Source organism: Methylophaga sp. UBA1464, from assembly GCF_002325665.1.
Lineage (GTDB): Bacteria > Pseudomonadota > Gammaproteobacteria > Nitrosococcales > Methylophagaceae > Methylophaga.
The window spans coordinates 1-8,745 of sequence record NZ_DCSO01000009.1 but is presented as its reverse complement, the minus strand read 5'-3'; the positions used below and the strand labels follow the sequence as shown (position 1 = coordinate 8,745).

General features: G+C 44.9%; 10 protein-coding genes and 1 pseudogene. 7 read left to right on the top strand and 4 right to left on the bottom strand.

The window, feature by feature from the left end:
- A pseudogene (locus B3O33_RS00730) lies at positions 1-482 on the top strand (D-hexose-6-phosphate mutarotase); the annotation flags it as partial.
- Positions 483-523: 41 nt separating this feature from the next.
- On the opposite strand, the gene B3O33_RS00725 reads toward B3O33_RS00730, so the two are convergent.
- From B3O33_RS00725 to purM, 4 genes are read right to left on the bottom strand one after another with little or no spacing between them, the layout of a single operon-like run.
- Positions 524-1,126, bottom strand: a complete 603-nt coding sequence (locus tag B3O33_RS00725; RefSeq protein ID WP_292359309.1) for an NUDIX domain-containing protein — start codon at positions 1,124-1,126, stop codon at positions 524-526.
- Positions 1,127-1,152: 26 nt separating this feature from the next.
- The gene (locus B3O33_RS00720; protein WP_292359311.1) at positions 1,153-1,896 is read right to left on the bottom strand and encodes a DUF3108 domain-containing protein; all 744 of its coding nucleotides are present in this window, start codon (positions 1,894-1,896) and stop codon (positions 1,153-1,155) included.
- Between the two features lie 6 nt (positions 1,897-1,902).
- Positions 1,903-2,493: a phosphoribosylglycinamide formyltransferase gene (gene purN, locus B3O33_RS00715; RefSeq protein WP_292359313.1), complete on the bottom strand. Its 591-nt coding sequence runs from the start codon at positions 2,491-2,493 to the stop codon at positions 1,903-1,905.
- Positions 2,490-3,551: a phosphoribosylformylglycinamidine cyclo-ligase gene (gene purM / locus B3O33_RS00710; RefSeq protein WP_292359315.1), complete on the bottom strand. Its 1,062-nt coding sequence runs from the start codon at positions 3,549-3,551 to the stop codon at positions 2,490-2,492. Before purM ends, purN begins: the two co-directional genes overlap by 4 nt.
- Positions 3,552-3,609: 58 nt before the next feature.
- Here purM and B3O33_RS00705 point away from each other — a divergent pair, with 58 nt between their 5' ends.
- The 6 genes from B3O33_RS00705 to B3O33_RS00680 form a co-directional block, all read left to right on the top strand.
- Complete coding sequence (locus tag B3O33_RS00705) at positions 3,610-4,650, top strand: DUF2066 domain-containing protein (protein WP_292362731.1); 1,041 nt, start codon at positions 3,610-3,612, stop codon at positions 4,648-4,650.
- Entirely contained in the window at positions 4,647-5,201 is a 555-nt protein-coding gene (locus tag B3O33_RS00700) for a CDP-alcohol phosphatidyltransferase family protein (protein WP_292362730.1), read from the top strand. Before B3O33_RS00705 ends, B3O33_RS00700 begins: the two co-directional genes overlap by 4 nt.
- The gene (locus B3O33_RS00695) at positions 5,177-6,247 is read left to right on the top strand and encodes an AI-2E family transporter (RefSeq protein WP_292359322.1); all 1,071 of its coding nucleotides are present in this window, start codon (positions 5,177-5,179) and stop codon (positions 6,245-6,247) included. The genes B3O33_RS00700 and B3O33_RS00695 overlap by 25 nt, the downstream gene beginning before the upstream one ends.
- 13 nt (positions 6,248-6,260) lie before the next feature.
- The gene (hda, locus tag B3O33_RS00690) at positions 6,261-6,965 is read left to right on the top strand and encodes a DnaA regulatory inactivator Hda (protein WP_292359324.1); all 705 of its coding nucleotides are present in this window, start codon (positions 6,261-6,263) and stop codon (positions 6,963-6,965) included.
- Positions 6,958-7,890, top strand: coding sequence for a hypothetical protein (locus B3O33_RS00685; protein ID WP_292359326.1), 933 nt, complete (start codon positions 6,958-6,960; stop codon positions 7,888-7,890). The genes hda and B3O33_RS00685 overlap by 8 nt, the downstream gene beginning before the upstream one ends.
- Positions 7,871-8,745: single-stranded-DNA-specific exonuclease RecJ (locus tag B3O33_RS00680; protein WP_349676286.1), on the top strand; the 875-nt coding region annotated here is incomplete at its 3' end. The genes B3O33_RS00685 and B3O33_RS00680, both read left to right, overlap by 20 nt.

The following is an 8,745-nucleotide window of genomic DNA, read 5'->3' as shown; positions in this document are numbered from 1 at the left end:
CAATCGTGATTGATGAGCAACTCATACTCTCTCTGACCACGGAAAACCTTGATAAAGAAAGTTTTGTTATTTCTCAGGCGTTACATACGTATTTTGCGGTAGGTAATATAGAAAAAACCCAGGTAAGGGGGCTGAGTAATCATCATTATCTCGACAAAGTCGAGAATTTCAGTGAAAAACTGCAAGCTGGCGAAATACTTTTTAATGGCGAAACCGACAGGGTTTATCTGAACAGTCCTGAAAAACTGTTTATTGAAGATACTGAATGGTCACGCCGAATTATCGTTGAGAGTGCGGGATCCAGCACCACGATTGTCTGGAACCCCTGGGAAAGGGTAACGGCGCTGAAAGATATGACTGATGATGCGTATCATTATTTTGTCTGTGTTGAAACGGCAAATGCCGCTCATGACAGTATCAGTCTTTCACCTGGACAATCTCATACTATTTCAGCAAGTTACCGTATTATGCCATTGGAATAACCCGTTACATTCTTTTGGCAGTATTCTTGGATATGTAACGTTTAAGCCCAACGCTGACGCAACTCATCCTTATGTAATGCCAGCCATTGAATGGCAATAATCGGGATAGCCGAAATGATTTTACCGTCTTCCAGCAATGAATAGACTTCATCAAATGATAAAACACTAACGGCGATATCTTCATCTTCTTCATCTAAACCGTGCAACCCACCGATATGGGTACTATCAATACGTCCGCAAAACAAATGCAATAGTTCAGAAGTGCCACCGGGTGAGGTAAAAAACTCGTTGATTTTAATCATCTCTAAAATCTCACAGCCGGATTCTTCAGCGGCTTCACGATAGGCGACAGACTCAGGTGTTTCACCCGGCTCAATCGCACCGGCAACAATTTCCAGTAACCAGACACGTTCATCGTCCAGCTGCAATGCACCGGGACGAAATTGTTCGATAATCACCAGGGCATCTTTTTGCGGATCATAAAGTAATACGGCAACACAATTTCCTCGGTGAAATACTTCACGAGTGAGTGGAGCACTCCAGCCACCTTTATAAAGGGTATGTTTGACTGAAACAATTTTTAAACTAAAAAAACCGCTGTAAGCGGTTGTTTGTTCAATGATTTCAAATTGTTTTTTGCTCATCCGTTTTCCTGTTATCAGCGAGAAGATTAATTGTCCTGAACAAATACAGAATCTGAAATGCCATCCAGTTCATGAAGTATTGCAGTGAATTTTGTGCCGTCTTTCTCGATATGTTCAAGTTTAACCGGCAAATAATCCAGCTCTGGTGCACACCATAATGTCGTTTCCCGATCTTTATCGCTATCGCGATCCCGTTGCCGTTTAAATTTAACGGTTGCTATTTTGCCTAGCGGTGTCGAGATTGTTTCCGGTTCCAGTCTTTCAATCTGGTAGTGTTTGATACGTCCACCATCGGCGATTGCGTAATTAAAGACTTGTTTAGTGGGGTCCTGTAGTAAATCCAACCGAAGTTGCACCTGATAAATATGTTTTTCCAATGTTTTGGGATCGATTTCAAGATCCCATGGGTGAACCTTATCATCGATATGAACTGAATTCTGTTGCCAGTCAAAATCCATACGCAGGTATTTATCCTTTTTGCCACCGCTGCGTTGATAAAGATATTGATGGGGAATAATCTGCTGTTTGGTCAGGGTCCATAAGCTGGTTTCTTTAACGGTATCACGTCTGAAAACAGCAACCAGTCCTTTGGCTTTGGTGACTGAGCGAAAGCGATGCAGTCCATCCGTTAAGGTTTCAAGTTGCTGAGTTAACTCACCTGCCTGCAGACCGTTCATTTCTATTTGATAGTGAGCTGAATAGTCATCCAGACCCTGAGCGAATGACATCGATGACAGTAAAAGCAACATTAAACCGAAAAAATAGCGCATGGGTAATTAGCTCTGATGTTGTTGGATTAACAACCTTAAGGCATCGGGATAAAGCTTATGTTCCTCGAGCAATACTCTTGCTGCTAATGTTTCTTCTGTATCATCAGCCATAACCGGGACTTTGGCTTGTAAAATGACCGGGCCGGCATCTAATTCTTCGGTAACAAAATGTACGGAGGCACCATGCTCCGTCTCGCCGGCATCAATTGCTCGTTTATGCGTATGCATACCTTTGAATTTGGGCAACAGTGAAGGATGTATATTAATCAGGCGATTGGCATAGTGCTGGACAAATTCCCTGCTGAGAATGCGCATAAAACCTGCCAGCACAACATAGTCGGGGTCAAAAGAATCAATCAGCTGCATTAACTCCTCATCAAAGGCTTCGCGGGTAGTGAAGTTTTTATGATCCAGGATCTCATTAGCAATACCGGCATTTCTGGCAAACATTAAGCCAGCGGCATCTGGTCGATTACTGATGACTGCGGTTACCTCAGCATCCAACTCATCTGATTGAATTGCGTTGATAATGGACTGCATATTACTGCCACGACCTGAAATCAGGATGACGAACTTAGGTTTGAAGGTTTTACTCATTTAATAATGACTTGTTCTTCAGTATTGCTGACGTCGATATGACCAATTTGCATGGCTGTTTCACCTAATGCAGTGAGTATCTGAACCGTGGCATCAGCATCTTCTTCTGCGACACAAACCACCATGCCAATACCATTATTGAAGGTGCGGTACATTTCACGATCAACCACATTTCCCTGTTGTTGCAACCAGTCAAACACCGCCGGTCTTTGCCAGCTTTTGCTGTCAATCACAGCAGTCACATGCTCTGGCAAAACTCGGGGGATATTTTCCAGTAAGCCGCCACCAGTAATATGAGACAAAGCATGAATGTTAATTTTTTCATGTAGTTGCAATAATGACTTAACGTAGATTCTGGTTGGAGCCAGCAGCTTTTCGCCTAATGTTGCGCCATCAAACGGCATGGTTAAGTCAGCATTACTGACTTCAATAATTTTACGGATCAGTGAATAACCATTGGAATGTGGACCAGAAGAGGCAAGTCCAATAATGGCATCACCGGCTTTTACCTGTGTGCCATCAATGATGTTGTCTTTTTCGACAATACCGACACAGAACCCCGCCAAATCAAAATCGCCATCCTGGTACATGCTTGGCATTTCAGCCGTTTCTCCACCAACCAGAGCGGCGCCTGATTGCAAACAACCCTCAGCAATCCCGCTGACTACATCGGTAGCGACATCGATATTCAGTTTGCCCGTTGCATAATAGTCCAGAAAGAACAAAGGCTCCGCACCAAGAACCGCAATATCGTTGACACACATGGCAACTAAATCAATACCAATGGTGTCATGTATTCCAGCCTCGATTGCCAGTCGTAATTTGGTGCCGACACCATCCGTTCCTGAAACCAGAACCGGTTTTTTATATTTATCGAGTGGCAGTTCAAACAGGCTGCCAAACCCGCCCAATCCGGCCATCACACCAGATCGACGGGTTTTGGCGGCAAGCGGCTTAATTCGTTCTACAAGGGCGTTGCCGGCTTCTATATCGACACCGGCATCGCGGTAACTGAGGGCTTGGTTTGATTTGCTTGGTGGAACGACGGGATCGGTCATGCTGGCTTCCTGATTATTTGGACATCACACACAAAAAACAGCGTGTTAGAATACCACAATGCCTAGATTATTTTTCTCACTGATTTTCGTTTTCGCTGCGTCGATTGCTTCCGCTGCGGAAGTTACTGATTTGTATCAGGCGCAAGCGCCTGCAGAGTCGCAAACTGAAGAGGAACGTCAGCGACTTGCGCCGGATTTACTCAAACAGGTTGTGATTAAAGTGGTCGGTGATCGACGTGCAGTAGAACAGGCGGATATTTCTGCCCTGGTCACTGATGCAGAACGTTACATCGATCAGTATTACTATCAACAGATTCTGAATATGGACAGTGATCCACCAGAACAGCAGCTTATGCTGACTCTGGATTTCAATGCCAATGCTATTAATACTGCTTTACAACGTATTGGTTTACCTGTTTGGGACAAAATACGGCCTGAATCGCTAATTTGGGTTGCCATAGAATACGAAGGTAATCAGCAATTGATTGGCGAGGGTGATGAGCATTCATTACTTTTGCAGATTGATAAAGCGGCTAAAAATCGAGGTATTCCTTTGTTGATACCTTTAATGGATCTGGAAGATCAGACTCAACTGACTTTCAATGATGTTTCGACCGGTAATAATACCGCAGTGAAACAGGCTTCTGAGCGCTATGGTGCTTCTGTGCTGGTGACGGCACGATTGCGAGGTAATGCCGAGTCAACAGAGATTAGCTGGCAATCTATTTTGACTGACGATGTTGAACGTTGGTCAAGTCAGGGAGACGTGCAGACTGCGATTCGTACGGGGGTGGATGCTCTTGCTGACCACTTGGGTCGGCGGCTTAATATGTCAATCAGCACTTCGGGTGAAGCTGAGCTGGCTATTCAGGTCTCAGGGGTGAACGATTATGAAGGTTACAGCCGAATCATGGATTACCTGGAAAGCTTACAGGCGGTCTCTGATATCAAGGTGGGCAGTCTGGGCAGTGAGTCGCTTGATTTAGTGCTTTTTATTCAAGCTGAACCAGAAAGATTCCGACAGTTATTATCCATTGGAGGGGTAATACAGCCTGAGATAAATGACACTACTGGTTTGCAATATCGGTTATTACCTTGAGTTCACGGGATATTCCCAATCTCATCTGTCTGTTTGGAATTTTATTGGTTGGGCCAATCGTCTGGCTGATGCTGCAAGAAAACTTTTCCGCCGCATTATTTCTGGTGGCGATTGCCGGTATCTCTGATGGCCTGGATGGTTTCCTGGCCCGACATTTTCATTGGCAAAGTCGTCTGGGTTCTATTCTTGATCCTCTGGCAGATAAATTACTGCTGGTTGCTACATTTACTACGTTAACCTATATGCAATTATTACCCTTGTGGCTATTATTGCTGGTGTTTGGTCGGGACCTGGTAATTGTAATAGGTGCCTTGGCCTACCATCTTAAGTTTGGTGAATATGAACTGACTCCGCTCTGGAGCAGCAAAATCAATACAGTATTTCAAATTGCTTTAGTCTTGCTGGTGATTGTGCAACAGCAATGGCTACCGCAAATTGCGACATGGAGCACAACCATGATCTGGTTGGTGGTGGCGAGTGTCATCATTAGTGGCAGTGAATATATTCTGGTTTGGGGGACAAACGCGTGGCGTCAGATGAAAAAAAGCTGATAAGTGATACGAATAAGTTCCTGTTATTAGGGCTGTTAATACTCTGTGGTTGGCTGGTGATGGAGCTGTCAACGGTATTAACACCATTCTTTATTGCTGCTCTGTTAGCCTACCTTGGCGATCCATTGGTCGACAGGTTAGAAAAGTATCGTTTATCTCGTACTGTAGCGGTGTGCGTGGTGTTTGCCGCATTTCTGCTTAGCGCAATAATCTTATTACTGATCTTTATTCCTATGCTCGGTGCGCAGCTCACATCACTGTTTGAAAAGTTACCTGATTATATTGATCGGTTGCAGAACACAATTGAACCATTACTGGCAAATGTCGGCATTACCACAACGATGCTTGACTTTGATACGTTCAAAACGGCTCTGCAGGACTATTGGTCTGAGGCAGGTCAAATGGCCGGAAATATCATGGGTTATATGACACGTTCTGGCTTAGTGCTATTGCAGTGGCTGACAAACCTGGTGCTGATTCCAGTGCTGACATTCTATCTATTACGCGATTGGGATGATCTGGTGGCCAGATTTCGTGAGTTACTACCTCGTACACATGCAGACAAGATCACGCAAATAACGGTGGAATGTGATGACATGCTGGCTGGTTTTCTCCGAGGTCAGTTGATGGTTATGCTGGCATTATCAATTATCTACAGTATTGGTCTTACATTTATTGGTCTGGATCTGGCGTTGTTATTAGGTGTTATCGCCGGCATTGTCAGTTTCGTTCCCTATCTGGGGTTGTTTGTGGGAATTACCCTTGCTGGTTTGGCAGCGTATTTACAGTTTCAGGAATGGTTACCCGTTTTACTAGTCGTCCTGGTATTCAGTTTTGCTCAGGCTATTGAAGGCATGGTTTTAACCCCACGATTTGTCGGTGAACGAATTGGCCTGCACCCGGTGGCGGTTATATTTGCTGTGATGGCCGGTGGTACTTTATTTGGGTTTGTCGGCGTATTACTCGCACTGCCGGTGGCAGCTGTTGTGATGGTTTTATTACGCCATGCACATCATCGTTATCTGAACAGTCATTTGTATTCTTAACCGCTCTGTACCGATGAAGAAGCAAGAAATACAGCTGACACTGCACCTTACGCCGCAGGAAATCTTTCGAATAGATAATTTTATATTTGAAAACGATGAGTTAGCCTCAGTAGTTGACGTTTTCTGCCGCGAAAGAAAACCCGATTTTCTCTATCTTTGGGGAGAGTCTGGCGTTGGCAAAACGCATTTAAATCTCGCGATTGCCGAACAATTACAACAGCGTGGACGTCAGGTAAGTTATATCAACCTTCAGGAGTTACTTGATACCGCAGACCCAGAGGTATTAGCTTCGTTATTTCAAACGGATGTTGTTTGTCTGGATGATCTGCAGGCAATTTGTGGTGAGCCAGCCTGGGAGGAAGCAGTGTTCCATTGCTTTAATCAATTACGTGAACATGAGCATAAATTATTGATTTGTGCTGACCAGAATCCGGCTCAACTGGCTATTCAATTACCAGATCTGCGTTCCCGGCTTTCTACAGGGTTGATTTACCAATTACCTTCAATGACTGATGTGCTTAAACAACAGGCATTGATAAGCCATGCACAGAGCCGGGGGTTGATTCTGCCTGAAGAGGTGGCTCAATACCTTTTGCGTCATTACAGCCGTGATATGCCATCGCTGATGCTGGTCCTGCAGCGACTTGATAAGGCGTCTTTACAGGCCCAGCGTCGTTTGACCATTCCGTTTGTACGGGAAGTGATCCACCATGGCTGAAAAGCCATCGGTAACGATTATATGGCCCGGTTTAGCCACTGTAATGCAGGAAATCAATCAGTCTTTAGTGCCCGAAGCTCTACAGAAATTATTTAAAAAAGCTAACTTTACAGTCAGCGATAATTCCTTTGAACATGAGCTTATCCAGTTATTCAGCACTAACATGCTTTCAGGACCTGATTTACCCACCGCGCAATTACGTAACCCGGGCCAATTGAGTCTGTGTGCTGATCCATGTTATCTGCATGCTGATCGTGATCGGCTTTTATTATTTCCCATCACTGATTTAACAATGGAAGAGGGCACTCAGCTCAGAGAAAGCATCCAACCACTGTTGAATGATTTCGACGCTCAACTGGTGCCCAATGATCTGAACCACTGGTCGATTTGGTTAGAAACTATGCCGGACATTAATCTGACAGCCATGTCATCCTTAATTGGTAAATCGGTTGCATCAGCATTACCGAAAGGGGCCGAACAAAACGATTGGTTACGGTTAAGTAATGAAATTCAGATGGTGTTATTTGAACATCCGGTTAATCAACAAAGGCAGTCCGCTGGCAAATTACCGGTCAACAGTCTCTGGTTCTGGGGGAAGGCTGATTGGCAGCCACAAGCAAATACCTGGCAACAGCTTTATGGTGACGCGGCGTTATTAAAGTCGCTTGCATCAGCGACTTCAACGAGCTTGCAACCCATGACTGAATGGAAATCTGAAAACACGATGACGGGTCAGCAGTTACTGGTATTTCCTGAACTGGATTTACAAAGTAACTGGCCACAACGATTGGAGCAAAATACAACGCAGCACATTTTGCCTTTGCTACGTAAATTACGTCGTTATCAAATTCGTCAATTACGTTTAATTATCCCGCAACATGGCCAGTATGTCTGGCGTTGCTGGGATGTCTGGAAACCGTGGTAATCCGATGAACATTCAACAACGAACAACAGAAGATTTAAGCGCTTTACCCAATGACTGGCCAGAGTGCATTCGCAAAATCATGGCCGCACGCGGTATCAAAAAGGCTGATGAATTAACCTTTGATTTAGCTGAGTTGCCAAAACCCTCGGAAATGTTGGGGATGGAAGCTGCCGTAACATTATTGATCCAGGCATTACAGCAGCAATGGCGAGTCATGATTGTGGCGGATTTTGATAGCGATGGCGCTACCAGCTGCGCCGTGATGATGCGTGGTTTACGCATGATGGGGTTGCAACAGATTGATTTTATTGTGCCGAATCGCTTTGTCCACGGTTATGGTTTAACCACTGAGTTATTAAGCGAAATTGCTGCTGAAAACCAGCCGGATTTATTGATTACTGTGGATAACGGGATTGCCAGTCTGGATGGCGTTGCTCTGGCCAAACAACGTGGTATGCAAGTGTTGATCACTGATCATCATCTTGCGGCAGAACAATTGCCACAAGCCGACGCCATCGTTAATCCTAATCAACCGGATGATAACTTTCCCAGCAAAATGCTGGCCGGTGTTGGGGTGGCGTTTTATGTGCTGCTCGGTTTGCGGCAGGGATTACGTGATATTAACTGGTTTGAATTACAAAAACTGGCAGAACCACGTCTGGTGGAATTGCTGGATTTGGTGGCATTAGGCACCGTCGCCGATGTCGTGCCTTTGGATAGGCTCAATCGCACATTAGTAGATCTGGGTCTGAAACGCATGCGGCAGGGACGCGCCTGTGCAGGGATTCGTGCTTTATTACAGATTGCCGGTAAAGATCTTGAGCGATTATCTGCACAGGATTTGGGCTTTGCCAT